General features: G+C 40.9%; 25 protein-coding genes. 4 read left to right on the top strand and 21 right to left on the bottom strand.

The genetic code is table 11. The features are described from left to right. Nucleotides 1-272: 272 nt before the first annotated feature. The 21 genes from argS to gpmI form a co-directional block, all read right to left on the bottom strand. Nucleotides 273-1,856 (bottom strand): arginine--tRNA ligase, encoded by a 1,584-nt coding sequence (argS, locus tag FZ945_RS09200; RefSeq protein ID WP_148804039.1) that lies wholly within the window; start codon nt 1,854-1,856, stop codon nt 273-275. A 9-nt stretch (nt 1,857-1,865) separates the two neighbouring features. Then, nucleotides 1,866-2,087 (bottom strand): Sec-independent protein translocase subunit TatA, encoded by a 222-nt coding sequence (locus FZ945_RS09195; protein WP_103635478.1) that lies wholly within the window; start codon nt 2,085-2,087, stop codon nt 1,866-1,868. 51 nt (nt 2,088-2,138) lie between these two features. Beyond that, complete coding sequence (gene gmk / locus FZ945_RS09190) at nt 2,139-2,750, bottom strand: guanylate kinase (protein ID WP_009294763.1); 612 nt, start codon at nt 2,748-2,750, stop codon at nt 2,139-2,141. Continuing rightward, nucleotides 2,751-4,295, bottom strand: a complete 1,545-nt coding sequence (locus tag FZ945_RS09185) for a midas domain-containing protein (protein ID WP_103569188.1) — start codon at nt 4,293-4,295, stop codon at nt 2,751-2,753. Nucleotides 4,296-4,351: 56 nt separating this feature from the next. Beyond that, nucleotides 4,352-5,113, bottom strand: a complete 762-nt coding sequence (gene fliR, locus FZ945_RS09180; protein ID WP_087582853.1) for a flagellar biosynthetic protein FliR — start codon at nt 5,111-5,113, stop codon at nt 4,352-4,354. Nucleotides 5,114-5,203: 90 nt separating this feature from the next. Beyond that, a complete protein-coding gene (locus FZ945_RS09175; RefSeq protein ID WP_087581587.1) occupies nt 5,204-5,848 on the bottom strand; it encodes an ABC transporter ATP-binding protein in 645 nt (214 codons plus the stop codon). Further along, on the bottom strand, nt 5,848-6,912 hold the full coding sequence (tsf, locus tag FZ945_RS09170) for a translation elongation factor Ts (protein ID WP_148804037.1): 1,065 nt from the start codon (nt 6,910-6,912) through the stop codon (nt 5,848-5,850). The genes FZ945_RS09175 and tsf overlap by 1 nt, the downstream gene beginning before the upstream one ends. After that, nucleotides 6,912-7,700 carry a 30S ribosomal protein S2 gene (gene rpsB, locus FZ945_RS09165; protein ID WP_085658056.1) on the bottom strand — a complete coding sequence of 263 codons (789 nt, stop codon included), beginning with the start codon at nt 7,698-7,700 and terminating at the stop codon, nt 6,912-6,914. Before rpsB ends, tsf begins: the two co-directional genes overlap by 1 nt. A 190-nt stretch (nt 7,701-7,890) precedes the next feature. Continuing rightward, on the bottom strand, nt 7,891-9,030 hold the full coding sequence (iadA, locus tag FZ945_RS09160; protein WP_148804035.1) for a beta-aspartyl-peptidase: 1,140 nt from the start codon (nt 9,028-9,030) through the stop codon (nt 7,891-7,893). Between the two features lie 10 nt (nt 9,031-9,040). After that, complete coding sequence (locus FZ945_RS09155) at nt 9,041-9,250, bottom strand: hypothetical protein (protein WP_021087977.1); 210 nt, start codon at nt 9,248-9,250, stop codon at nt 9,041-9,043. Further along, entirely contained in the window at nt 9,240-9,959 is a 720-nt protein-coding gene (pgeF, locus tag FZ945_RS09150; RefSeq protein WP_148804033.1) for a peptidoglycan editing factor PgeF, read from the bottom strand. The genes FZ945_RS09155 and pgeF overlap by 11 nt, the downstream gene beginning before the upstream one ends. A gap of 10 nt (nt 9,960-9,969) precedes the next feature. Further along, nucleotides 9,970-10,584 (bottom strand): riboflavin synthase, encoded by a 615-nt coding sequence (locus FZ945_RS09145; RefSeq protein ID WP_148804031.1) that lies wholly within the window; start codon nt 10,582-10,584, stop codon nt 9,970-9,972. 227 nt (nt 10,585-10,811) lie between these two features. Beyond that, on the bottom strand, nt 10,812-10,976 hold the full coding sequence (locus FZ945_RS10080; protein ID WP_222862625.1) for a hypothetical protein: 165 nt from the start codon (nt 10,974-10,976) through the stop codon (nt 10,812-10,814). Beyond that, complete coding sequence (locus FZ945_RS10075) at nt 10,967-11,158, bottom strand: hypothetical protein (RefSeq protein ID WP_222862624.1); 192 nt, start codon at nt 11,156-11,158, stop codon at nt 10,967-10,969. The genes FZ945_RS10080 and FZ945_RS10075 overlap by 10 nt, the downstream gene beginning before the upstream one ends. A 190-nt stretch (nt 11,159-11,348) precedes the next feature. After that, nucleotides 11,349-12,191, bottom strand: a complete 843-nt coding sequence (locus FZ945_RS09135) for a YwqG family protein (protein WP_148804029.1) — start codon at nt 12,189-12,191, stop codon at nt 11,349-11,351. A gap of 11 nt (nt 12,192-12,202) precedes the next feature. Further along, nucleotides 12,203-13,057, bottom strand: a complete 855-nt coding sequence (locus tag FZ945_RS09130) for a CbrC family protein (RefSeq protein WP_148804027.1) — start codon at nt 13,055-13,057, stop codon at nt 12,203-12,205. Nucleotides 13,058-13,259: 202 nt separating this feature from the next. Further along, entirely contained in the window at nt 13,260-14,195 is a 936-nt protein-coding gene (gene accA / locus FZ945_RS09125; RefSeq protein ID WP_103630519.1) for an acetyl-CoA carboxylase carboxyl transferase subunit alpha, read from the bottom strand. A gap of 1 nt (nt 14,196) precedes the next feature. Then, on the bottom strand, nt 14,197-15,408 hold the full coding sequence (locus FZ945_RS09120; protein ID WP_021085320.1) for a beta-ketoacyl-ACP synthase II: 1,212 nt from the start codon (nt 15,406-15,408) through the stop codon (nt 14,197-14,199). A 34-nt stretch (nt 15,409-15,442) separates the two neighbouring features. After that, nucleotides 15,443-15,676 (bottom strand): acyl carrier protein, encoded by a 234-nt coding sequence (acpP, locus tag FZ945_RS09115; protein WP_002941395.1) that lies wholly within the window; start codon nt 15,674-15,676, stop codon nt 15,443-15,445. An 86-nt stretch (nt 15,677-15,762) separates the two neighbouring features. Beyond that, nucleotides 15,763-16,506 carry a 3-oxoacyl-ACP reductase FabG gene (gene fabG, locus FZ945_RS09110; RefSeq protein ID WP_148804026.1) on the bottom strand — a complete coding sequence of 248 codons (744 nt, stop codon included), beginning with the start codon at nt 16,504-16,506 and terminating at the stop codon, nt 15,763-15,765. A 36-nt stretch (nt 16,507-16,542) separates the two neighbouring features. Continuing rightward, complete coding sequence (gpmI, locus tag FZ945_RS09105; RefSeq protein WP_148804023.1) at nt 16,543-18,006, bottom strand: 2,3-bisphosphoglycerate-independent phosphoglycerate mutase; 1,464 nt, start codon at nt 18,004-18,006, stop codon at nt 16,543-16,545. Between the two features lie 79 nt (nt 18,007-18,085). Between gpmI and mraY the strand changes: the two genes are divergently transcribed. The 4 genes from mraY to FZ945_RS09085 all read left to right on the top strand — a co-directional run. Then, nucleotides 18,086-19,150 carry a phospho-N-acetylmuramoyl-pentapeptide-transferase gene (gene mraY / locus FZ945_RS09100; protein ID WP_021086091.1) on the top strand — a complete coding sequence of 355 codons (1,065 nt, stop codon included), beginning with the start codon at nt 18,086-18,088 and terminating at the stop codon, nt 19,148-19,150. Between the two features lie 3 nt (nt 19,151-19,153). Then, nucleotides 19,154-19,669 carry a hypothetical protein gene (locus FZ945_RS09095; protein WP_148804021.1) on the top strand — a complete coding sequence of 172 codons (516 nt, stop codon included), beginning with the start codon at nt 19,154-19,156 and terminating at the stop codon, nt 19,667-19,669. Between the two features lie 4 nt (nt 19,670-19,673). Then, nucleotides 19,674-20,891: a UDP-N-acetylmuramoyl-L-alanine--D-glutamate ligase gene (gene murD, locus FZ945_RS09090; RefSeq protein ID WP_148804018.1), complete on the top strand. Its 1,218-nt coding sequence runs from the start codon at nt 19,674-19,676 to the stop codon at nt 20,889-20,891. 200 nt (nt 20,892-21,091) lie between these two features. Beyond that, the coding region (locus FZ945_RS09085) for a hypothetical protein (protein ID WP_262367209.1) at nt 21,092-26,187 on the top strand (5,096 nt) is incomplete at its 3' end.

The following is a 26,187-nucleotide window of genomic DNA, read 5'->3' as shown; positions in this document are numbered from 1 at the left end:
TTATATTAATTTTAATATTTCACAAATCTTTTCTTTAACAACAAAACAATACTTCTTTTTGCCATATTTTTATCTATCATGCATGCAAAAATAACAAAACTTATCCTTAAGACTCTACAAATATTTTATAAAGTAATATACTTAAATTTGCTTAATACTAAAGCTATATTAAAAGCTCATACTTAAATGTATTTTATATATTCTATATTTAATTTATAATATTTCTAATTATAAATTAGTCCTTAAAACATTTTTTGAATCATTTATGTTCACTACATCCTATCTTTAGCTGTGATTCCCATTATATTAAATGCTGTTTTTATCGAGACAGCAACGACTGCAAAGACTTTTAGCAAGCTATCTTCATTTTCATTTCCAACCACGCGGTTTTCATTATAAAATTTATGAAAACTAGCAGCCAGCGACTTTAGATAGTCTGGTATCTTTTGAAGCTGCCTTGAGATAAAAGCATCCTCTAAAATTTCAGGCAATATCAGTGCTTCAAAAAGTAAATTTTTAGCATTTTCATCTAGACACTCAAAGTCCGCATTTATCACGTCACTAACGCTTTTTTCAGCCTTTGCAAAGACCTGATTTATCCTAGCGTGAGCATAGTTTATATAAAAAATAGGGTTTGAGCTATCCTCTTTTTTAAGCTCATCTATGTCAAATTCTAAACTACTCGTGTTTGCTTTACTTATAAAGATAAATCTAAGCGCCTCAGCACCGATCTCACTTGCGATATCACTCATCAGTACGGCATTGCCAGCGCGCTTACTCATCTTGTATGGCTTACCATCTTTTAGCAAGCTAACCATCTGCATAAGTATCACTTCCAGCTTATTTTCGTCATATCCAAGGAAATTTATCGCAGCCTTTAGTCTTGCGATATATCCGTGGTGGTCTGCACCCCAAATATTTATATAGTGGTCAAAATTTCTTTCAAATTTAGCATTATGGTAGATGATGTCACCAGCTAGATATGTCGGTCTGCCGTCATTTCTAACCACAACCCTATCGTTATCGTCGCCAAGCGTGGTAGAAGTGATATAAGTAGCGCCCTCTTTTTCATACATTTGATTTGAGCGTTTTAGCTTTTCTATAGTTGACACAAGATGGTCATAAAGGACCTTTTCGCTAGCCCAGCTCTCTATAAATATCCCAACATCAGCCAAGTCCTTTTTGATGATATCAAGCACGATATCCTTGCCAAACTCAGCAAGCTCAAGGTTTCTGCTCTCGTCATAAAAAATTTCCTTGCCAAATTTCTCATTTGCAAGCTTAGCAATATCTAAAATATAATCCCCGCGGTAATATTTCTCTGGATAGACGACACTTTCGTTAAAAAGTTGCTCTTTAGCCGCGAGAGATATTGAAGTACCAAGCAGATCTATTTGATTACCCGCATCGTTTATGTAGTATTCTGTTGAGATGGCGTAGCCAAGTCTTTTACCAAGCCTAGCTAAAGTATCGCCATAAACTGCGCCTCTAACGTGTCCGATGTGAAGCGGTCCAGTTGGATTTGCGCTGATATATTCTATTAAATAGCTATCTTTTTTCGCATCTTCTTTTGCAAAATTTTCACTATCTAGCAAAATTTGCTTTGAAATTTCATCTAAAAATTCGCTCTTTAGCTTGAAATTTAAGTAGCCATTTACCGCACTAGCTTCAACTATCTTGCTATCACTAAATTTATCAGCAAATTCGCTAGCTATCATAGCAGGCGACTTTCTTAGCTCCTTTGCAAGGCTAAAAAGCGGTGTCGCATAGTGGGCTAAATTTTTATCCTTTGGCTTTTCAAGTATAAATTCACGCTCTAAAACCTTTGAAATTTCAGCTTTTATTTTATTTTTCAACTCTAAAACCTATGCGTTTTTAGTTGTTTCTTCTATCTTTTGACTAGTAGCACTATCTTCTTTATGCTCGACTTTTTCGCTCTTTTCAGGTGTTGTGTCTTCCATCTCGGCTTTAAAAGTCTTTATGCCCTTACCTAGTCCTTTTGCAAGCTCTGGGATCTTCTTTGCTCCAAAAAGTAATACAATGATCGCCAAAACGATCAACCAGTGGCCAATACTAAAAGAACCCATCTTTTCTCCTTATCAAATTTTCTCAAAATATTATCATAAATTCCTGAATTTCTAACAATCTATCCACTCGTCGATGACGTTTCTTAAGTTTATCTTAGCACTTTTTAACCTCATCGCTCGAAGGATTGATTTTAGCCCTTTATAGCTCTTTTCTATATCATCATTTACTAAAAAATAATCATACTCTAAAATATGCTCCATCTCTCCAACTGCGTTCATCAGGCGATTTTCTATCGTTTCATCACTATCTGTTCCACGGTTTTTCAAGCGCCTCTTAAGCTCTTTTTTATTCGCAGTTGTGATAAAAACTGAAGTGATATAGCTTTTAAATTTCTCAAGTGCGATGTGAAAGCCTTGCACATCGATGTCAAATATAACTATCTTACCAGCTTCAAGTGCTGCTAAAACTGGCTTTAAGCTCGTGCCATAGTAGTTTTTATGCACCTGCGCCCACTCTAAAAACTCGCCCTTTTCTATGCCGCTTTTAAATTCATCTTCTTTTATAAAATAATAATCCACCCCATCAACTTCGCCTTCTCTTTTGGCTCTTGTTGTACTTGAGATAGAAAAATATAGGTCTTTCTCCTCCTTTAAAAGACGGCCCAAAAGCGTGCTTTTACCGCTTCCACTAGGCCCTGAAACTACTAAAATTTGTCCTTGCAACTACTTTTCCTCGAAACTTATATTTATCTTGATGTTCATATCTTTTAGCACATCTCTTAGCGAGCTCTCATTTAGTGACTCATGGACGTGTTTTGTGATCTTTTTAGTTAGTTCTTCTTTGTAGTCTTCTTTTGCATCATTTTTTGAGCTTGTTTGAGGTATATCTTTTAGTCCAAATGCCGCCAACATCGTGTTTTCATCTATATCATCTATCGATGCCGCGTCAAAATTTAACTCACTTGATGCCGCGTCTTTGCTCTCTTCTTGAGCATTTTCTTCTTCGAAAGTTTCATCCGCAAGGCCTAGATCTTCTTTAGCTTCTGGCTCGCTCACATCTTCTAACTCTTCTACTGGTATCTCATTAGAAGCGTTTTCGCTATCACTAGGCTCTAAATTTTCTAGCTCCTCACTTGAAATTTCATCCAAAGCCTCTTCTTCTATATCTTCTTCTACTTTTTCATCATCTACTTGAATTTGCTCTTCATCAGCCTCAGAGATCTCATTTAAATTCTCCTCATCTTTAGGCTCATCTTCTAAATTTAGCTCATTTTCAGGGCTATCTTCATCATCAAATTTAGCTAGCTCGTCTAAATTTAGCTCTTCTTGCTCCAAATTTTTAGTATTAGTCTCGTCAGCATCATCTAAATTTTTATTTTCTTCGTCAGCCTCTTCACTATTTAGCTCTTCATCAAGCGAATCGATCTCACTAAGCTCAAATTTACTCTGATCTATCTCGTCAAGCTCGCTACCCGCGTTCTTTTCATCAACCAAGCCTGCAACGTCATTTTGGCTAATAATATCATCTAAATTTTTATTTAGCTCTTCATCTGCTTCAGACTCTTCTGGCATATTTTCTATCTCATCGACAAGCGCACTAAGCTCTGCTAGATCGCCATCTTTGCTCTCTTCGCTCTCATTTGCATCACTTATCGCTTCGCTAGTCTCTTCATCCACGCTCTCATCAGCAAGGTCTTCACTAGCAAGCTCTTGTAGGTCCTCAAGCTCTTCTAAAGACTCCACATCGCTAGCTTCATTTTCCTCTTGCAAGTCACTCTCGTTAATCTCCTCACTTGGGCTATCTATGCCACTTTCTAAAAGCTCTTTGTCAAGGTCTGCGAAATTTTCTAAATTTGTATCGATATCAGGCAGCTTAAACCCTGACATCTCGTCAAAATTTATAGCCTCGTCGCTAAAATCACCAAAGTCACTTTCGCCCTGCTCACTAGCATTTTGCTCGGCAGCTGGCTCATCTTTTGGGACATTTTGCTCAAAAACACTTATAAATTCAGTCGGTAAAAATGGTTTTTCAAGCATCAAAGTAGCAAATTCTGGTTTGCTCTCGCCACGACTTGCTAGATACATCACCTTTTTGTCTGTAGCTAGCTCGCTACTATCCACGTCACTGTCGATTATGATAAAGTCAAACTGAGCATCGTCAAATCCATTTAGATCCTCAAATTCGCTATATTCGGTGCCGATTTTATTCAGACTTAAAGTTATCAGACGTGAAACTGCTGGATTTTTATTTATAAGAGCAACTTTCATCATCCCTCCTTGTAATAGTAAAAGCCTATTCTATGATAAATTTCATTGCTATTTTCTTAAAAAAACAGAGCCGGCAAATCATTTATCACTTTTAAAAGTAGGTCGCTCATGATCTTCATAATGCCTGCTAAAATGGCTATCAAAACAGAAAATCCGATCGTCACTTTGATAGGATAGCCGATGACTAGTAGGTTAAACTGCGGCATCGTCTTCATGAGCATGCCAAAGATAGAGTCTGAGAGCAAAGAGAGGGCGATGATGGGAAATGACATGATAAAGCCAAACATAAACAAATTTGTAAATAAATTTATCGCATAGCTCATGATGCCAGGGCGCGGATAAAAATCTCCTAGCGGCACAACAGCAAGCGAGCTAGCGTAAAACTGAAGAAGCAAATGGTGACCGTCAAATGCCAAAAATGTTAAAAGGGCGATGAAATTTATAAGGTTTGCAATGACTGGAGAGTTTGTGCCAGTTTGCGGATCAAGCACAGAGGCCATCGAAAAGCCCATGACCATCGAGATTTGCTCGCCTGCCATTTGAAGTGTGGCAAAGATGATGGTTAGCATAAGACCTGCACTTAGTCCCAGCATAACCTCGCCTAAGATCTCGCCGATTAAGAAATTTATAGAGTTTTCATGAGCTTTTGAGATGGGAAATAGCACGACGCAAAGGACAAAAACTAAAAGCGTTTTTACGCTAAGAGGAATTTGATTGTGTGAATAAAATGGAAAAAAGACGATGAGACCGCTTAGGCGTGCAAACAAAAGCATAAAAACTATTGCTTTATCGGCTCCAAAAAATTCTACTAGTTCCATTTTGCTCTTTTAAATTTTTTACTAATTTTACAAAATTTTACTTTGTTTTTTAAATTTAAGCGGTAGTTTTTAGAAATTTGAAGCTAAATTTTAAGAAATTTGCACAAGCTCTTTATTTTCAAGCTTGTATGAATTATTGCATTTCGCGGCTAGGTCGTTGTCATGAGTGACTAGCACAAGGGCAGCGTTATTTTCATTTATATAGTCAAACAAAACTTGCATCACTTCATTTGCTGTTTGCTTATCAAGGTTGCCAGTTGGCTCGTCTGCAAAGATGATCTTTGGCTTTTTTGTAAGCACTCTAGCGATACTGACACGCTGTTGCTGACCGCCACTTAGCTCACCAACTTTTTGGTTAATAACGCTTGAAATTTTAAGCGCTTCAAGATCATTTTTTTCTATATTTTCGCCAGATAAGATGCTTGCAAGCTCGATATTTTCATAAGCACTAAAACCTTTAAAAAGATAGTGCGACTGAAAAATGATACCAAAATGAAGCCTTCTAATAGCCAAAAGCTCGTTTTGAGAAAGCTCATAGATCGATCTATCTTGGTAGATGACCTCGCCAAAATTTGGCTTTAAAAGTGTTGAAAGTATGTGTAAAAGTGTTGATTTGCCACAACCGCTAACTCCGGTTATCGCGATGCTTTGTTTTTGATTAAGAGTTAAATTTATATTATTAAAGAGCGTATAATCATACGCAAAGCCTAGATTAGACGCTCTTAAAATTTCCATTAGCCTATTTGAGCAGCAACTTCTGCAGCAAAGTCATCTACTTTTTTCTCTAAGCCTTCGCCGAGCTCAAAACGAACGTATTTTACGATCTCGATCTTGCCGCCAAGCTCTTTGCTCTTCTCTTCGATAACTTGTTCGATAGTCTTTTTATCGTCCATTACATAAAACTGACCTAAAAGTGTGAGGCGTTGGTCAAGCACTGTGTTATCAGCGTAAAATCTCTCGATCTTACCAGGGATGATCTTGTCCCAAATTTTCTCAGGTTTGCCCTCAGCTTTTAGCTCTTCTTCGATCGCTTTTGTAGCTTTTGCAAGCTCAGCCTCACCTATCTGGCAGCGGCTAGCATACTCAGGGATGTGATGAAGTGGCTTGCCTAAGCGTTTTAGCTCTTCATTTTCTTTTTCAAGCTCAGCGCGAAGTGCGATAAATTCTTTCTCAACAAAATCTTTATCAAGGTCTTTGTAGCTTATAACGCTTGGCTTCATAGCAGCTGCGTGCATACATAAATTTCTTATAAATTCAGCTGCTTTGTTTGCAACATCAGCACTTTCGCAAGCTGCACCGATAAGCACGCCAACACGGCCATTTGAGTGAACATAGCCATTTACCACGCCCTTATCATTAGCGCTGATTGTCTCAAAGCGGCGAACTACAAGGTTTTCGCCGATAGTTGCGATCTGAGTTTTGAAATAATCTTCAAATTTAACGCCATTTAAAGTGCTCGCATTTAGCTCTTCAACTGTTTTTATGCCACTTGTTTGGATGTGAGCTGTTGTGTCTTTTGCAAGCGCTTGAAACTGTGGGTTTCTAGCAACGAAGTCAGTCTCAGAGTTGATCTCACTAATAGTTGCTTTTTTGCATTTTGAGCAAACTTCAACGCTTACTAGGCCCTCGCTTGCAAGGCGGTCAGCCTTTTTAGCAGCTTGACCTAGGCCTTTTTCACGAAGAATATCAACAGCTTTTTCCATGTCGCCATTTGCTTCGCCAAGTGCCTTTTTGCAGTCCATCATACCAGCTCCGGTTGATTCACGGAGCTCTTTTACCATTTGTGCAGTTATTTCCATTACTCTTCGTCCTCGCCAAAGTCTTCTTCGCTCATAGCCTCAGCTACAACTGCGTCTTTCTCATCTTGGCTTACTTCTTCGCCAGCAGCTTGCTCGCCACCATCTTGCTCAAGAAGTGATTTGCCTTCGTTGATCGCTTCAGCCATCTCTTGGCAGAAAAGCTGAACAGAGCGGATCGCATCGTCGTTTCCTGGGATAGGATAATCAACAACGTCAGGATCGCAGTTTGTATCTATTGGTGCTACAACTGGGATTTTTAAGCGATTTGCCTCTTGAACGGCGATCTTTTCTTTAACTGTATCAACAACAAATATCATATCAGGTAGGCTTTTCATGTTGCGGATACCACCAAGAGTTGCGATAAGCTTCTCTTTTTTGCGGCGAAGCATCAAAGCCTCTTTTTTAGTTAGTAAATTTATCGAACCATCTTCTTCCATAGCCTCGATAACTTCTAGTTTGCGGATAGACTGGCGGATAGTACCGAAGTTTGTCATCATACCACCTAACCAGCGGTGATTTACATAAGGCATTCCACATTTTTCAGCGTACTCTTTTATAGCGTCGATAGCTTGTTTTTTAGTACCGACAAATAGCACTGACTTACCTTCAGCAGCTGCGTCACGAACGATGTTGTAAGTGTAGCGGAAGTAGCGGATAGTCTTTTGTAGATCTATAATATAGATACCTTTTCTCTCGCCAAAGATAAATTTTTTCATCTTTGGGTTCCAGCGGCGTGTTTGGTGACCAAAATGTACGCCACACTCTAATAAATCTCTCATAGTTACCATGAGTTTCTCCTTATTTTAGGCATTTTGCCTTGAATTTAGTTTTATCCTCCACGACCATTAATGCTCTCGCACAACCAAATTTAGGATTGCCGTGTGTGAAATAAAGCTTGGATTATATTGAAACTTGGCTTTATTGAAGCTAAATTTAAAGATATCTTTAGCTACCAATAAAGCTCAAATTTTCATAAATTTACTCAAAAAAGCCTTTTTTAACGACCTTTTCCTCTTTAACGCAAAACTCGCCTTTTGCGATCACGTCATATAAATTTAGCTCCTCGTCAAATACACAAAGATCAGCGTCGTTGCCAACTTTTATCTCGCCTTTTTGGCTTAAATTTAGATATCTCGCCACGTTTTTACTCATCAAAGCCAAAGTATCTTCTATATTTAAAATTTTATTTCTCACTAAAGCTTGCAATACCTCTAAATTTGACGCACATGACGCACAGCCATATCCGATAAGCTCGCCATTTTCGTTAAATTTAGGCACGCTGCCGTTTCCGTCTGAGCTCATCGTTAGGCGCTCTAAATTTAGCCCATTTTCAAGGCCGTAAGCTACCACTTCATGAAGTGGGGCAAATTTACTTCCACCGCTTGTGATATCGACGTTTCCGCCCATTTTTTGAAATTTTAAAGCCTCGTTAAACAGGTCTTTCGTCCTAGCGCAGTGTGTCGGCGAGAAGTAATGAACTGGGAATTCATAGTCTTTTATCACCTTAAAGACGTTGTCAAATTTCTCACTCAGCCCTCCCATGTGCATGTGAAGCACACCGCCTTTTTTAGAGACCATGCCGCCTATGCGTATCTTGCTTAGGATTTTTATCAGCTCCTCTTTTGAGACGTAGCTACCGCGGTTGTCGGTTAGTGCGATCTTGACGCCGATCACCTTGTCGATTAGTATGAGGTCCTTTGCGATGTCGCCTGTAAATGTCACACAGGGGCTTGCGTATGAGCCGGTGTGTATGAAGGTCGAGATGCCCTCAAACTCGAGCGCTTTTGCCTTTGAGTAGAGATTTTCCAAGCTTCTAGTAACCCCGTCAGTCCCCAAAACGCCAACAAGCGTCGTCGTGCCGTATTTTACGATCTGACTAAGCGTGATCTCAGGCGTTCTTGAGTGATATCCAGCCTCGCCACCACCACCCGTGATATGCACGTGCTGATCAATGAGGCCCGGGGCTAAAATTTTGCCTTTTAAGTCGTAAATTTCAAGCCCTTCGATGTTAAAATTTAGCCCATCGCCGATAGCTAAAATTTTACCGCCACCTACCAAAACATCGCACTTGCCAAGAAATTTTGGCGTGTATAGATTAGCATTTTTAAGCAAAAGCATATTTTCTCCTTTATTTGCTAAGTTGTACTTTTTCTTCTATCTCCATCAGTTTTATAAAAATTTGCTCCACATTTTCCCTATCCACGGCACTTAGCTCCAACTTTTTTGAGCTAAGAAGCATCTGCACAAACTCTTCGTTCATAAGCTGCTCAAAGCCCAAATTTCTAGCGTTTTGAGCTATTTTTGCCGCTAGTGGATTTTTAAAGCTCTCATATCCCATTTTTATCCTTAAATTTGACCGCAAATCCGCAAAATCTACCGCAAACTCCGTCTCTTCGGTACGAAAAATATCTCTCATCGCAGTGCGTGCAGATCTCGCTAAAGTTTAAATTTTTCACGCCAAGTGCCTTAAATTCATCTCTCAAGGCTGCGTTCATATCAAAATTTCTACCTATCTTATATGCGTTAAATTCCCCAAGATCAAGCTCGCCCACCTCGTAGCAGCCACCTTTTATATTTGCTCCGACAAAGACGCTGATGTCGCCCGCTCTTGAGCCAAATTTCTCGCTCATGAGCATAACTGCTTTTGTGCAAATTTTTAGCATCACGCCAGCTCTGCCCGCATGAGCCACGCAGATAGCGCCCTGCCTCTCATCTATCATCACAACAGGCGAGCAGTCCGCCACCAAGACGCAGATACCAACATCGCTTAAATTTGTGATCACAGCGTCGCACTCTGGTAGCTCGTCCTCCTCGTTTTCAAGGACAAAAACCTTGTCCGAGTGTATCTGCTTCATAAATTTAAGTTTTTTCACGCCTAAATTTTTAGCCAAAATTTCTCTATTTTTGATGACATCTGCTGGGTTGTCACCTACGTGATCGCCAAGATTTAGCGAGCTAAATTTACCCTTGCTCACGCCGCCAAGCCTGTTTGTAAAGCCAGCTAATATGCCATTTTTATCAAAAACGATCTCTAAATTTTCACGCATCTTCGCTCGCTTAGTAAAGGCTCGAAATTCTCTCGACCTCGTCCCAGCTAAGGCCGCCATTTTGCTTGCTCTCAAGCATCCTAACCACGTAGCGAGCCAGCAAGTCGCTCTCGATATTTACGCGTCTGCCAACCTTGAAAGTGCCAAAAAGGCTATCTCTAAAAGTGATGGGAATGATAGTTAGCCTGATACCCTTTGGCAAAATTTCATTTATCGTTAGGCTCACGCCCTCAACGCCCACCGAGCCCTTGTTTGCCATGAGAGCCATCGCCTCGCGCGGTAGATCGATGTAAAAATCAACTCCATTTTCATGCTTTTTGATAGCTGAGATCACGCCGATAAAGTCGATGTGCCCCTGCATCAAATGCCCATCTACTCGCTCTCCAAGCTTCATCGCAGGCTCAATGTGCACCAAGCCAGTTAAATTTTCAACCGCGACATTTGCCCTGCTCTCTGCGCTTAGCTCCACGCTAAAGCCGTCCTCATATAGTTTGGTTACACTTAAGCATGCGCCATTTACTGCGATGCTGTCGCCTAAATTTGGGCGAAATTTAGCCTTTAGCCGTAAAACATTTTGCGAGTAGCTAATGACCTCGGCAAGCTCCCTGATTAAGCCATTAAACATATTTTGCCTTTAAATTTTTTAAGGATTTTACTAAAATTTGCCTAAATTTGGGCATCGATAAGCTTGGTATTTTATAAAAAGAAAAGATAAATTTAAAGCCTTGATGGGCAAAAATGCTAGTAAAATTTAGCTTCAAGCTACTCATTTAATGTGGCTTGTTTTATAAATTTAGATCAAATTTGCAATCTCAATGAGCCAGTTTGCCAGTCCTTTTGGCTTTGAGATCATCAAAAGATACCCGCTTTTGTCTTTGCATTTATCTGCTTTGAAAAACGCTGCTGCACCTCATACGCCAAGGCGTGATCGTTTTTAGTTAAAAGATAAAAAGATGGCTTTTCATACCAAGCAGCCGTGCCTATCTTATCGCTAAATGCAGCTGCATTCATAGACATACATCTGCAAACGCCTCAAATGGCAAGATGATCTCGCCATTTGCGTCTGGGCTAAGACCTTTCATCGGTGCTTTTTGCACAGCAACGGCGTCAATGCCAGCTTCTTGCAAGTGGCGGATCAACTCAGCGTAGCAAGAGCCATCGACAAATGTGCCATGAACTAAAACGATATTTTTAATCATCTTTTTTTAAATTTGTTTGGTTTTGACCTTTTGTGGGCGATGTGTGAGCAAAAGTAGGCAAAATGACACTTACTGCAAGCAAAGCAATCGTAGCAAGAAAGTGCCTACATGATGAAATTTTAGGCATAAATCCCTTTAAAAGGATTGTCAATGATACAAAAAAACAAGCGATCTTAATAAATTTTCATAATTAGCTTGTTTGCAAAACTAGCCACGTCTTGCTAAAGTCGCGCGCCGCCAGGTCATCCCTCTTTATCCATAGATAAATTCTACCCTCACCGTCCCAGTCCATGTCGCTCTGCTCATCGCTATCTATCTGCAAAAGCAGCTGCCACTGGGCGGCATTTTTCTCAAACTCCGCGATATTTTGGTGGTGATAAGCGCTACCATCGCCGCAGTCAAGGCCGTTTGCCACGAGCTCGCACTCTAGCTCCATGCCGTCTTGGATGTTGTCAGAGTGACCAAGTAGCTTGTTTTCTTTGGCCTGCCAGCTTGGCTCGATGACCTCGTGATATGCCGCCCACTCCTCCTCGCTAAATTTACCAAACGGCACGAGCGAGCTTTGCAAACTTGGCAAATTTAGCTCGTTTTTAAAGCTAAGAGAGCGTGCGCCAAATGTGAAATTTCCGCTATCCATGTTTTGGCGAGCAAGCTGGTCTTGAGCTGCCTCAGCAAAGATCACGGCAAAGCCCTTTTTATCGGCAGGGTCGTAACCCCAAATGCGTAAATTTATATCATAAAAAAGATAGAGCATGCCACTTTTTGGCAGTAACCCATCGGTGTCAAATTTGCTAACCTCAGCAAAATTTATCTGCGCCACAAAGCTAAGCGCGCCGTTTTCATTTGACGGCCAAGGTACGCTAGCTGGAAGATCTGGCTGCCCGCCAAATTTAGACGCTCCAATGGCGATATCACCGTCACTTTTAGCCTGCGCATCTATCTTTATAGCATTTTTAGCCATTGGCTTTAAAAACTCAAAAAGCCTCTCCAGACCGCGCTCTTTGCAGCCTTTTGCAATTTCATTTAGATCCATATTTTTCCTTTCTAGCAAGCATCAATGTAGATGTGATACTTTTTACAGTGCAAGCAACGAAACAAATACTCAGCAAAGTTGCCGCCAGCTACAAGCAGCTCTCGAGCCATTTTCACGTCGTAATCGTCCCTTTTTGCGTAGTCATCAAAAACCTCGTCTGCTATGCCAAGCTCTAAAAGCTCCTTCGTGCCCACATATCCCAAAAATGCGCAATAATCATCACAGCACGCCACCCAGTGCTCGCCCTGCCAGCTCTCATAGCCAGGTGTTCTTCTAAAAAGCTCGTCATCTTTTTTGGCGTCATCCGTGGCAAGCTTGTCGGCGTCTTGAACAAAGGTAGCGTCAAATTTCTTGGCAGCTTTGCCATTTGCGATGCAAGCTGGGCAAAGATAGGTGACATCTTGCTCGCTGTATATGCCATTTTCATAGTAAATTTCAGTGTTTTCGCCGCAGCACTCACAAGTGACACTCATATCATCTTTAAATGCACCAGTTTTTAAAGGCTCTGGGTGATAGCGAAATTTTGGCAAGGTGGTGGCCTTTGCCTTTTGAGCTAAAATTTGCTCTTTGCTCTTTGGCCTTGGAACCGCCCATTTGTCGCCCTCATCCACAAACTGCGAAAGGTAGCCAAGCGTTTTTAGCTGCTTTTTGTCGTTTTGATCGTGTATCTTTAAAAGTAGCTCATAAGCGCTCTTTTGCATAGACAAAAGCTGATAGAGATTTACTAAAACGCTCTTTGCTTGCGCGTCCTTGCTTACTTCAAGCTCTTCTTTAAACTGGTACAAAGCCTCTACGCTTGCTGCATTGCCGTTATTTTTGTAGTAATCTTTTGAAAGATTTATATATTTTTCTTGAAATTTATCCACAAATGACCTTTGTTTAAATTTGCTAAGAATTTTAGCCTTAAACACTTAAAAGTCGCATAGATGAGTTATTAAAATTTAGAAGATTGCGATAAAAATATAAAATTATTTCATTTTTTAGAATTAAAAAAGCGTATTAAATTTAATGCAAAGGAGAGTCACAAGTAAATTTACTTAAATTCCAACTCACTTGTGACTATAAATTTTACTCCTCGTAAGCTCCGATAGAGAGAATTTTATCTATTCTTTTTGCGACAAGCTCGTTTATATCAAGCTTCTCAAGCTCAGCTAGCTCTGAGATGAAGTAGTTTGCAAGTGCTTTTGCAGCACCGTCTTTATCTCTATGAGCTCCATTTATCGGCTCGTTTATCACATCATCTATAAGTGATAAATTTTTTAAGTCATCAGCCGTTATCTTCATAGATTTTGTAGCTTGCTCTTGTTTAGCTGGGTCATTCCAAAGTATCGCTGCACAACCCTCTGGCGAGATGACTGAAAAGACAGAGTTTTTCATCATGGCAAGTCTATCAGCCACGCCGATAGCTAAAGCACCACCGCTTCCGCCTTCGCCGATAACGACAGCTACTATTGGAGTTTTTAAATTTGCAAATTCAAATAAATTTCTAGCTATGGCTTCGCTTTGACCTCTCTCTTCAGCGCCAACGCCAGGATACGCACCTGGAGTGTCTATCAAAAATAAGATAGGTAGGTTAAATTTTTCAGCCAATTTTGCTACGCGTAAAGCCTTTCGGTAGCCCTCCGGATGAGGCATACCAAAATTTCTTTTTAGTTTATTTTTAGTGCCACGACCTTTTTGCTCGCCTATAACGACAGTCTTTTTACCTCCGATATAGCCGATGTAGCAGACTATTGCTGGGTCATCGCGAAATGCCCTGTCGCCATGGATCTCATAGCCATCAACTAAAAATGAATTTATATAATCAATAGCATATGGTCTATCTGGGTGACGAGCAAGTTGCAAACGTTGATATTCGTTTAAATTTTTATATACTTTTGATATCTCTTTAGATAGGTTCTTATTTAAAATTTCAACAGCATGTTCATCGCCTCTGATCTTAGCATTTGCTATATCTTCATCAATTTGCTTTATGCTCTTTTCAAAATCTAAATAATTTGACATCTTAATCCAACTTTTTAAATATCACGACGCCGTTTGTTCCACCAAAGCCAAATGAGTTACTCATAACAGCTTTTATATCAGCTTTTCTGGCTTTATTTGGAACGTAGTCTAGATCGCAATCTGGATCTGGCGTTTCGTAGTTTATTGTTGGAGGGATGATGCCATCTCTCATTGCCATTATAGATATGACAGCCTCGATCGCACCAGCACCGCCCAAGCAGTGTCCAGTCTGACCTTTAGTTGAACTAACTGGTGGGCACTTATCACCAAAAACAGCCTTTAACGCAGCTGTCTCATTTTTATCATTTACTGGCGTTGAAGTACCATGTGCATTAACATAGTCTATCTTTACGCCTTTTGCCATATCAAGTGCTTGCTTCATTGCGCTTAATGGACCTTCAAGTGTTGGTGATGTGATGTGGTGTGCATCTCCGCTCTCACCAAAGCCAACTACTTCAGCGTAAATTTTAGCACCTCTTGCAACAGCCGACTCATACTCTTCAAGCACAAGTGCGCCAGCGCCCTCGCCCATTACAAAGCCATCGCGGTTTGCATCAAATGGCCTTGATGCCTTACTTGGTTCATCGTTTCTAGTTGAGAGTGCTTTCATCGCTGCAAAACCGCCTATGCCAACACCACAGATAGTTGACTCAGCGCCGATAACTAGCATATTTGTTGCTTGACCGATCATTATGCATTTTGCAGCTTGTGATATCGCATGAGTGCTTGCTGCACAAGCTGTTACGCTTGATAAATTTGGACCTTTTAGTCCGTGGTTTATTGAAACTATGCCACCTAGCATATTTACAAGTGCAGATGGGATGAAAAATGGCGAAATTCTCTTTACGCCTTTTTCAAAATATGTGATTGAGTTTTTCTCAATATTTGGCAAACCACCTATACCAGCCGCTGAACTAACGCCAAATTTGTGAGCGTCAAACTCCTTAAAATTTGCATCAGCCATAGCTTCGTTAGATGCTTTTATGCCAAGCTGTATGAAACGATCTACTTTTTTCACCTCTTTGCCGTCTAAAATGCTATTTGGATCAAAATCAGTTATCTCGGCAGCAATTTTAACAGGGAATTCGCTTACATCAAAGCTCGTGATCTCTTTCACACCTGTTTTACCCTCGCAAATAGCCTTAAAAGAGCTCTCTTTATCAAGACCAAGTGCGTTTATCATGCCAATACCAGTTACAACGACTCGTTTCAATACATCTCCTTAAATCAAACTATGCAAATTTAAATTATTTGCCTAGTTTTTCTATATAATTTACAACGTCTTGAATGCTTACTAATTTCTCTGCTTCGCTATCAGGAATTTCTACTTCAAATTTCTCTTCTAAAGCCATAACTAGCTCTACAACGTCAAGTGAATCAGCGCCTAAATCTTCGATGATTTTAGACTCTAGTTTTACCGCTTGTGGATCTACGCTTAGTTGCTCTACAACTACGTCTCTTACGTCTTCAAATACTGCCATTTAAGGTCTCCTTATAAAAAATGTCTGTTATCTTATAATATTTACGCTTTTATTTATTTTAAATTTCAAAACTTGTTGAAATTTCATTACATATAAAGTCCGCCGTTTATTTTTAGCGTCTCGCCAGTCACGTAGCTCGCGTGATCACTTAGTAAAAATGCCACAGCCTCGGCCACCTCACTAGCGCTGCCAAAGCGTTTTAGTGGGATGTTGTCGCTATAAGTTTTTTTCACCTCGTCACTTAGTCCATGCGTCATATCAGTCTCGATAAAGCCCGGAGTTACACTGTTAAAGCGGATATTTCTACTTGCGCCCTCTTTCGCAAAGCTCTTGCTCATCGCGATTAGTCCGCCCTTGCTGGCTGAATAATTCACCTGTCCAGCATTTCCCATCTCACCAACGATAGATGCGACGTTTACGACCGCTCCAAAGCGCTTTTTGCTCATCACTTTCAAAGCCTCTCTACATCCTATGAAAGCTGAAGTTAAATTTGCATTTATCACATCTGTAAATTCGCTAGTTTTCATGCGAAGCGCTAGCTTGTCATTTGTGATGCCAGCGTTATTTACGAGGTAGCTTAGCTCGCCGTCGCTATCAACTATCAAATTTATACCTTTTATAAACTCATCTTCGTCTGTCGCGTCAAATTTTATCACTGCAGCCTTGCCGCCATTTTGCTCGATTTCAGCTTGCAAAGCGTCTGCTATCTCAGGCTTTGAGCGGTAGTTTATCCACACTTTTAAGCCCATATTTGCAAGCGTCTTTGCGATTTGTGCGCCGATGCCTCTGCTTGCACCTGTTATTAGCACGTTTTTTCCACCAAATTTCATAAATTCTCCTTATAAATTTTGCTTATATTATCAAATTTAAAATAACGCCTCGTCCATTTCAGCTGGAATTTCAAGCCCCATGAGCTTTAAAACACTAGGCGCGATGTTGTTTAGGCCGCCATTTTTTAGCTCTTTAACCCCATCAGCCATCACAAAGCAAAAGACGTCATAAGTTGTGTGGTTTGTCAGTAGCTCACCGCTGCTATCACGCATCTCTTCGCAGTTTCCGTGATCGCTCGTGATGATCATCGCGTAGTTTTTCTCTTTTGCCTTGGCGTAAATTTCTCCAAGAGCCCTATCCACTGCTTCAACCGCCTTTATAGCAGCCTCGTAGTTGCCAGTGTGTCCCACCATATCGCCATTTGCGAAATTTACCACGATAAAGTCTTGCTCATCATCCATGCCCTTTAGCACGGCTTTGCAAACCTCAGCAGCGCTCATCTCTGGCTTTTCATCGTAGGTTTTGACCTTTGGACTAGGGATAAGCACCCTTGTTTCGTTGCTGGCTAGCTCCTCGACGCCGCCATTAAAGAAAAATGTTACGTGGGCGTATTTTTCAGTCTCAGCCGTGTGAAGCTGCCTTAGACCAGCGGCTGCTATGACCTCACTTAGAGTATTTTTTATCTTTTCATTTTTAAAGAGCACTTCAAATTTAAAATTTGCGTCGTATTCGGTCATGGTGATTAGATTTTTGATAGCAAAAGGGCGCTTAAACTCGCTAAATTTCTCCTCGCCTAGAGCCTCGCAAATCTCTCTTGCTCTATCATTTCTAAAATTTATTACGATCACGCCGTCATCTTTGCCTATGCCTTTAAAACCATTAAAACTAGCTGGCTTTACAAACTCATCAGTCACGCCATCATCATAGCTTTTTTGTAGATACTCGCTTGGTGCTAGATCGCTTAAATTTGCCCCATTTACTAGGCTATCATAGGCCTCTTTTACGCGCTCCCAGCGTTTATCTCTATCCATCGCGTAAAATCTCCCACAAACGGTCGCTACCTTAAATTTAGCCTCCAAGCTTTTTATGAAATTTAAGCCGCTATTTGGGCTAACGTCGCGTCCGTCGGTGATAGCGTGGGCAAAAACTTCGCAGCCATTTTTGCTAGCAAGCTCGCACATGCCGTCAAAATGCTCCATATGAGAGTGCACGCCGCCGTCGCTATATAGCCCTATGACGTGAATTTTTTTGCACTTTTTAAAAAGAGCTTTTAGTGCTTCATTTTCTGCTATTGAGCCATCATCAAAGCTGCGTGAAATTTTGACCAAATTTTGATACAAAACTCGACCGCTTCCTATGCACATGTGCCCTACTTCGCTATTTCCCATCTGCCCCTCAGGTAGCCCCACAGCGTTTCCAGAAGTTTTTATGAGTGAGTTTGGAATTTCTTTAAAAAATTTATCGTAGTTTGGCTTTTTGGCCGCCTCAAATGCATTAAATTTGCCATTTTTGTTTGATCCAATGCCATCAGTTATTATAAGTATAGTTTTTTGAGCCATTTTTAAATTTTATCCTTAAATTTAGATAATTTTTAAGGCCATTATACTAAAATTGCTTTTTTTTAAAATAAAGGCCCCTATGTTTTACTATATCTACGAAATTTTAAATTTTAATATCTTTCAGTATATCACCGTTCGCGCTGGCATCGCGTTTTTCATAGCATTTATCTTGACAGCTTATCTGATGCCTAAATTTATCGCTTGGGCAAAGGCAAAAAACGCCGCACAGCCTATCTACGAGCTCGCGCCACAAACTCACCAAAAAAAGGCCAAAACGCCAACCATGGGCGGACTTGTCTTTGTCTTTACAGCTGTGATCGCCACGATCATCTGCGCAAGGCTTGATAACGCTTTCGTGCTAGCATCGCTCTTTTGCCTAGTTTGCTTCACTTTGCTTGGCTATAAGGATGACTACAGCAAAATTTTAGGTGCTAAAAACCACGCCGGCCTAAGCCCAAAGGCAAAGCTCTTTTTTCAGTTTCTCATCGCCTTTTTGCTCGCAGCCTTTTTATACATCAGCAAAGAGCTAAACACCGAGTTTTACCTGCCATTTTACAAGCAGCCGATCTTTGACATGAAAATTTTTGCCATTTTCTTTTGGACGCTTGTCATCGTCGCAGCCTCAAATGCGGTAAATTTAACAGACGGACTTGACGGACTTGCCGCCGTGCCATCGATATTTTCACTTCTAACACTTGGCGTTTTTGCCTACATCTGCGGTCACGCTGTCTTTAGCTCGTACCTGCTTTTACCAAAGATCGCAGGCGTTGGCGAGAGCGTCGTCGTAGCCTCTGCGCTCATTGGCTCGCTCATGGGCTTTTTGTGGTTTAACTGCCATCCGGCTGAAGTCTTTATGGGCGATAGCGGCAGCCTAAGTGTTGGCGCATATATCGGTTTTATGGGCGTTGCGACCAAAAACGAAATTTTGCTCATCATCATCGGCCTCATCTTTGTCGTTGAGACGCTAAGCGTCATCTTGCAGGTGGGTAGTTTTAAAATTTTTAAACGCAGAATTTTCCTAATGGCGCCTATACATCACCATTTTGAGATAAAAGGCTGGGCGGAAAATAAGATCATCGTGCGCTTTTGGATTATCGCGCTTTTGGCAAATTTGATCGCACTAACGGCGCTAAAGATCAGGTAGATCATGCGAGCGCAGATAGAGCCTGACTTTGAGCGTGCAAGAAAAATATATGATGAAATTTTGGAGCAAATTTTAGCCTACACCGACTATTGTGACGAATTTGGCGATGAAGACGGCAAAGAGTACCGCAAAGTAGAAGAGCGTCTAGCCAAGATAAGCGGCAAGGATATGAGTAAATTTAGCCTGCACGAGTGGTGGGAGGCTGAGGGCGCTGAAAATCTCGCCTTTGACATCGCCCTGCCAGAGCCAAAAGTAGTGCCTGACATAACAAAAGACGAGCTTAGGCAGATCGTAGAGCGTATATTAGCGCCTGTGCCTGAATTTGATGATGATTTTTTAGAGGCATTTTATATAAGAGTAAAATTTGCTTGCGAGGGTGCTTATTTTGCGGAGTTTTTGAAGCTAAATTTTGCTGATACGTTTAGATTTGAGCTCTTTGAGCGCCGCGAGATAGAGGGCGTGATGCGTGAGCTAAGTGCTAACGATATAGTAGAAATTTTATGGGGCAAAAGAGGATAAAAACATGAGAAAATCACTATTTGGCTATGGTGGCACGACAAAAGCTATCGCTAAAAACTTCGTGAATGAGGGCTTTTGGGATATATATGATGATAAATTTAGCGAAATTTCTAAGGACGAGTTTGGCAACGCTCTTTTGCCAGTTAGCGAATTTGACCCAGCAAAAAGCGACCTAGAGATACCAAGCCCAGGCATCCCGCCTCACCACGAGCTTATCAAAAAAGCTAGAAATTTAGTTAGCGAATATGACTATTTTTATGAAATTTACAAGGCTCATCTGCCATTTAATGTCTGGATAAGCGGCACAAATGGCAAGACGACGACTACAAAGATGATGCAGCACCTGCTAGAGAGCAAGGGCTCAGTAATGGGCGGCAATGTCGGCATCGCACTAGCAAATTTAGACCCGCACGCTAAAATTTGGATACTTGAGACTAGCTCATTTACCCTGCACTACACAAAGCACGCAACACCTGGCATCTACGTGCTTTTGCCGATCACTCCAGACCATCTAAGCTGGCATGGCAACATGAACGAGTACGAAAAGGCAAAGCTTAAGCCGCTTGCTAGCATGAGTGAAACTAGCGTGGCGATCGTGCCTGAAATTTACGCTAAAACGCCTACAAAGGCCAAAGTGATCGCATATAAAGATGAGAGCGATTTAGCTCGTTTTTGTGGCGTAAATTTAGACGACATAGCCTTTAAAACGCCATTTTTACTTGACGCACTGCTGGCACTTGCGGTTGAGAAAATTTTATTTGATCGCTGCGATGTGGGTCTTTTAAACACCTTTGTTATTGAAGCAAACAAGCTTGAAGAGCTCACCGACAAGATGGGGCGAACCTGGGTCAATGACACAAAAGCGACCAACATAGACGCCAGCATTCAAGCCGTAAAACGCTACAAAGACCACTTCATGCACCTAATCTTAGGCGGCGACGACAAGGGCGTTAGCATGGATGAGCTCTTTGAAAATTTAAAGGGTCTTAAGGTCAAAATTTACGCTATTGGCTCAAATAGCGACAAGCTTATAAATTTAGCTGCTAAATTTAGCATCCCTGCCCTAAAATGCGACTTTTTACAAAACGCCGTAAATGAAATCGGCAAAGAGCTAAAAGCTGGCGAGATAGCGCTTCTAAGCCCAGCAGCTGCGAGCCTTGATCAGTTTAAGAGCTACGCCGAGCGAGGAGATAAATTTAAAGAGTTTATAAAGGCTCTTTAGCAGCTTTTCAAAAATCACTCTTGTTATTTTTAGTTTATATAAAAATTTATTTTTTCTTATATAAAAATTTAGTAAATTTTTTCGATATTACAATACACATATTTTACAGGGATGAAAAAATGCCAAATTTTGACGCCATAAGGATCGGCGTTATCAAAAAGATCAAGGGTTAAGCCATCGCCATAAGCAGGGACGGCACTATGAGGGTGCTGCGCAAAGGCGATGAAATTTACCTTGGTGATGATATAAAAACGAGCGAAAACTCGAACCTTACCATTGTTTTTGATGACGGCGAAAAGGCTTATGTCGGCTTTAGCTCGGTATTTCACACTATAAATGTCTTTGCTGAGCACAAAGGCGAGCTAGTCATCCCAAAAAACGCAAACATCCTTGAAAACCACAAAGAACACGCAAATGACGATGATCAAATCTCCCATCAAGAGCTATCCTCTCACGGCTCATCACCACATAACTTCGCCTCTGCTGGCAGTAGTGGCATCAAATTTGAACTAGGTGGCCACTACTCAAATATCTATGACTTCTACACTGGTTTGCGCGCTCTTGAAGCTAGGCATGACAAGGTCAAATGGCCAGTTGGCGAGGCAAAAATCGGCGGGGTCTCATACGCTGGATTTGGCGCCGAAAACCTAAATTTTACACCTCCAGAGCCAAACATCGTGCTAAATTTTAACCTCACAAGCGATACTGGCGAGAAAAAGGGCTTTTTAGGAGGAGCTCAGCTAAACTCGCTACCAAAAACTCCTGATGGCAAGAAAATCATCACAAGCATAGGGGTTGATATCCCAGACGTTGCTAAAAATGGCGACATCATCACGATAAAGACAAATATGAAAGGTGGCGGTAAAACTAGCAACTACAAAGTAAATACTGCTACAAACGAGCTAATCCCAGTTGATAGCACCGGCACGCCCACTGGAGCGGCTCCTATACCTATCGTAAATGGCAAAGCAGAGATCACTGGGGTTGAAATTTTAAACCATGGCAAAACGACCGTGACAAGCTCATACACCACTGGTGGCAGGACATTTACCGCGCCACCAACTGCTTATGAGCTAAACGACACGCCAGCCATCTCAAAAGTGACAGCCACGCTTGATCTTGACAAAAATGGCGACGGCGTGATAGATGCGACCGAGCTAGGATATGGCAGTGGCACGCAAACTAGCGGTATGAAATTTGTAGTGCCTGATGAGCTTAGCACTGGAGATAAGATCACGTTTAAGCTAAATGAACCAGGCAAACCACCAGTTGAGAAGAAATTTACGCTAGATAAAGAAAATGGCACAGCCACTGACGAGGACGGCAACACCTATACATTTACGACCGATGAAAATGGCGCAGTTAGCTTTAGCGTGCCAAACATCGCAAACATCACAGCAGGAAGCAGCATAGAAACTGGCGTAGTCGATAAATTTGGCAACGTCTCAGCCACAAGCACTACGCCAAGTAGCAGCGTAAGTGACACTGTAAAAGTAACGCTAACAGCTGATAAAAACGGCGATGGTCTGATAAGTGGCGACGAGATAGGAGATGGCACTTCAAAGGTTGAGATAAATTTACCTCGCACCATAAAGCCAAAAGAGAGCGTCACTATAAACATAGGTGGCTCGCCAAAAGAATTTGTAGTAAGCAACGATGGCACAAGCGTCTATGATAAAAATCACCCAAACGTATTTATACCAATAGTTAATGGTAAATTTGAAGTGCCAGGCGTAAGCGTGCCAGTGACACCTGGCTCAAGTGTATCTATAAGCACAACGGTTAATGACGAGCATGGTGCGCCAAAACCAAATGGCACAAGTAGCCAAACCACCCCAAGCGTCGTAGTAGCTCCACCTGTAAAATCAGCTAAGATAAGCTTTGATAGTGACTTGGGCTCTAGTAATAGAACACCAGATGGCAAGATAGACACTTCAGAAAACAGATACAATGACGGCGATCCAACAAAAACTGAGGCCTCCATAAAAATCCCAAGCGTGATAAAAGAAGGCGATAAGATAGCCATAGATGTCACAAACCCAGACGGCAGTAAAACGCACAAGGTCTACACATACACTAATGGCAAGATAATCGCCCCTGATCACAATGAAGTGCCACTAAATGACGGCAAATTTAAGATCACAGTGCCAATAGAACATGGCAAAACCACAAGCATAACGACGACCATGATGGACAAGGCTGGCAACAAAGGCGAAAGCGATACAAATGAGATAAAATTTAGCGACAGTCCAGTGGCTAAATTTGTCAAAGACGCTGACGGAGATGGGCTCATAGACGACACCACTGGAGCTATAACGACCTCTGATGTAAAGGTCTATCTCCCAAGTAGCGCAGTGCCAAAAGACGAGCTAAAGATAAGCATCCTAAACCCACTTACCAACAAACAATCAACCGTGAGCTACATCCTAGACGATGATGGCGTGCATATGATAAACAAAAAAGATCCAAGCGATATAAAAGTGATAATTGACGGCGCTATCACCATACCAGACGTGACGGTAAGTAGTAAGCGTCCGACCTTAGTCGATGCAACTCTTATAAAAGACGATGGAAGCGCAATCTCTGGCACTTCAAGTGGTAGGCTATTTGCCTTTGGTGTGCTTGACTATATAGACGATGTAAAGCTTGTTACAAAGATAGATAATGCCGATATCCACTCTGCAAAATACCTAAACGAAGAGAACTACGAGCATATCATCTCGACAAGCCAGTATGAGTCAAATTCGACCCAAAAGATAAACTACAACATCGCTCTTACGAATGACGAACAGCCATACATTAAATTTGGCATAAATAAGCCTGACACCACAAGTGATAGCAAGGGCTACGTGCTAATAGAGATAAAAGATGAAAACGGAAATATAAGTGATAGCTTTATAGCCAAGATCGAGAATAACACCGTCATAGCAGACTTTGAAAAAGCTGGCAAAAAGCTAGATAGAACGCACCATATCATAGACGCCACCTATGTGGGGACTGACGGCGTACCTCAAAGAGATGATAACCTAACTATCACAGTCGATCTTGACTCAAAGCCTGACAAGCTAATAGAATCTGACTTTGATAATATAAAAAATAGCTCTGGTAGCTACGCTATAAATTTTAGCGGCAAAGGCGAAGCTGCAAACAATCCACACGATGAAAAATCAAAAGATGTAGAGGTCATAGACGCTGAGACATCTGATAAGACGACACTGACACTTGATAGAAATTTAAGCTACTCTGGAAGCTTTAACGTAGCACAAAACACTGGCAGCAAAAACTACATAGTAGAAAGACTAGATGACGCGGGAAATTTAGCCGTTCAAACCGTAACTATGGTGGCAAACAAAGGCCTTGATGTTGATATGTGGTTTTATGATTGTACAAATAAAGAATTTATAAATAAATTTATGTATCCTGGACCATTTTTACAAACAGATAGTGCAAATTTATTTTATGTAAAGCATCACTATAAAGAATGGATGGAGTGGGCTGGTGTTAGTGCAACTACTACGTTTGATGAAGTCTCCTTTAGGGGAGGAAAAGATTATAAATTAAGCTGGACTAGACCATCAGCGGGAGAGTTAAACACAAATGATATGGCAAGAGTAGGACACTCCCCTATGGCAAGTGACACAGACCACACTGGCACCCACTACAATGTAAATCACTCGGGTAACTACACCTTGCTAGAAGCTGAGACTGTAGGAACAGACCTTGTCATGCATATGAGTGGATGGATATATATAGAAGAAGATGGCGAGTACCACGTAAGGGCGGACCGCTTTCAAGATCATGTATATATGGAGCTTGGCAATTATAAAATAGTTGCGTCATATTGGAATGGCGACCAACAACCACATCCTCCACAAAATCCAAACCCTTGGTCAACAAGAGAAGTTAATAGAGTGGGTGATACTGTTTTGGGATACCCTAACGTCATAACATTAAAAAAAGGCTTTTACAAATTAAATATCGACTATATAGATCAAAGAACAGATGTGGATCTCGATATACAGATAAGAAAACATAAAAATCCTATATATACAGATGCTGACTATAAAAATATTGGCTCGCAAGGAAGTGGCACACATCTTTTTAGTAATAGCTATATAAAAGCTTTGGAAGATAAAGGATACGTTAGTAGTGCTGATGCAAATGGCTATAGAAAAGCACTAAATGGTTATGGAAATGACCCAGATGATTTTAATAGAGTAATGCACTTAAAACACAATACAAATACTCTTGAAGGAAGTAATCTAAATGATGTCTTTATCTATAATGGCAAGAGTATAGATGCAAAAGGTGGTGTAGATAAGCTGATATTTGTTGAAGATACAAAACTAGAAAAAGTAAGTAATTTAAATGATACTTTAAAAAGTTTTGAACGTTTGCAACTAGGTACTGAAACCCAAGCTGTCTCAATATCACTAAATACTAAAAACGTTCTTGATATCATAGACTCAAAAGAGACCACCATAACCATTGGCTCAGGAAGTGGCAGAAAAAAGATACAAGATACACAAAGTATGAATACTGTCTTAAAAATCTCAGGCGATGATGAAGATGGCGTTAAGCTAATAAGTGATGGAAATAATAAATTTGAACTAGCTACTGATAAAGAAGTAACTATGCTTAACTGGAAACATAGTCAAGCCATAGGAGATGAATTTAACAAAGTAGCGATTGATGGTAGCGGACATGCACTAAATCACGTCTACAAAGGCACATACACTGATGGAACTAACACAAAGACATTTTTTGTTGAGATAGATAAAAATATCAAGATCACTCACGAGGGAGATGATCAAAACAATACCTTTACCTACGAAGGCAACAAGATAGACGCAAAAGGTGGCGTTGATACGCTCATCTTTACTGAAAATATCGATCTTAGCAAAGTGGCTGATCTAAATGATAAACTAAAGAGCTTTGAAATTTTACAGCTTGGTAGCAAGAGCACTCAGGCAGTCTCGATAGGACTAGATGCCAAAAGCGTGCTTGATATCATAGACTCACAAGTAACAGATGGTGGGCTAAAAAGTGTAAATACCGTGCTAAAGATCAAAGGCGATAATAATGACAAAGTGGCACTAGAGGGCAAAGGCACTATCTTCACACAGGCAACAGATGGCGAAGTGGCGGCACTAAATTTAAAGCATAGCGCTTCAGGCAATACACACAACCAAGTGGCGATTGATGGTAGCGGCCACGCTGTAAATCAAGTCTATAAAGGCGTATATGGCAGCGGAGGCAGCGCACAAACATTTTTTATCGAGATAGATAAAGATGT

It is taken from the genome of Campylobacter concisus, assembly GCF_902460535.1.
In the GTDB taxonomy this organism is placed as follows: Bacteria; Campylobacterota; Campylobacteria; order Campylobacterales; family Campylobacteraceae; genus Campylobacter_A; species Campylobacter_A concisus_AS.
This window is presented reverse-complemented; position numbering and strand designations above follow the sequence as displayed.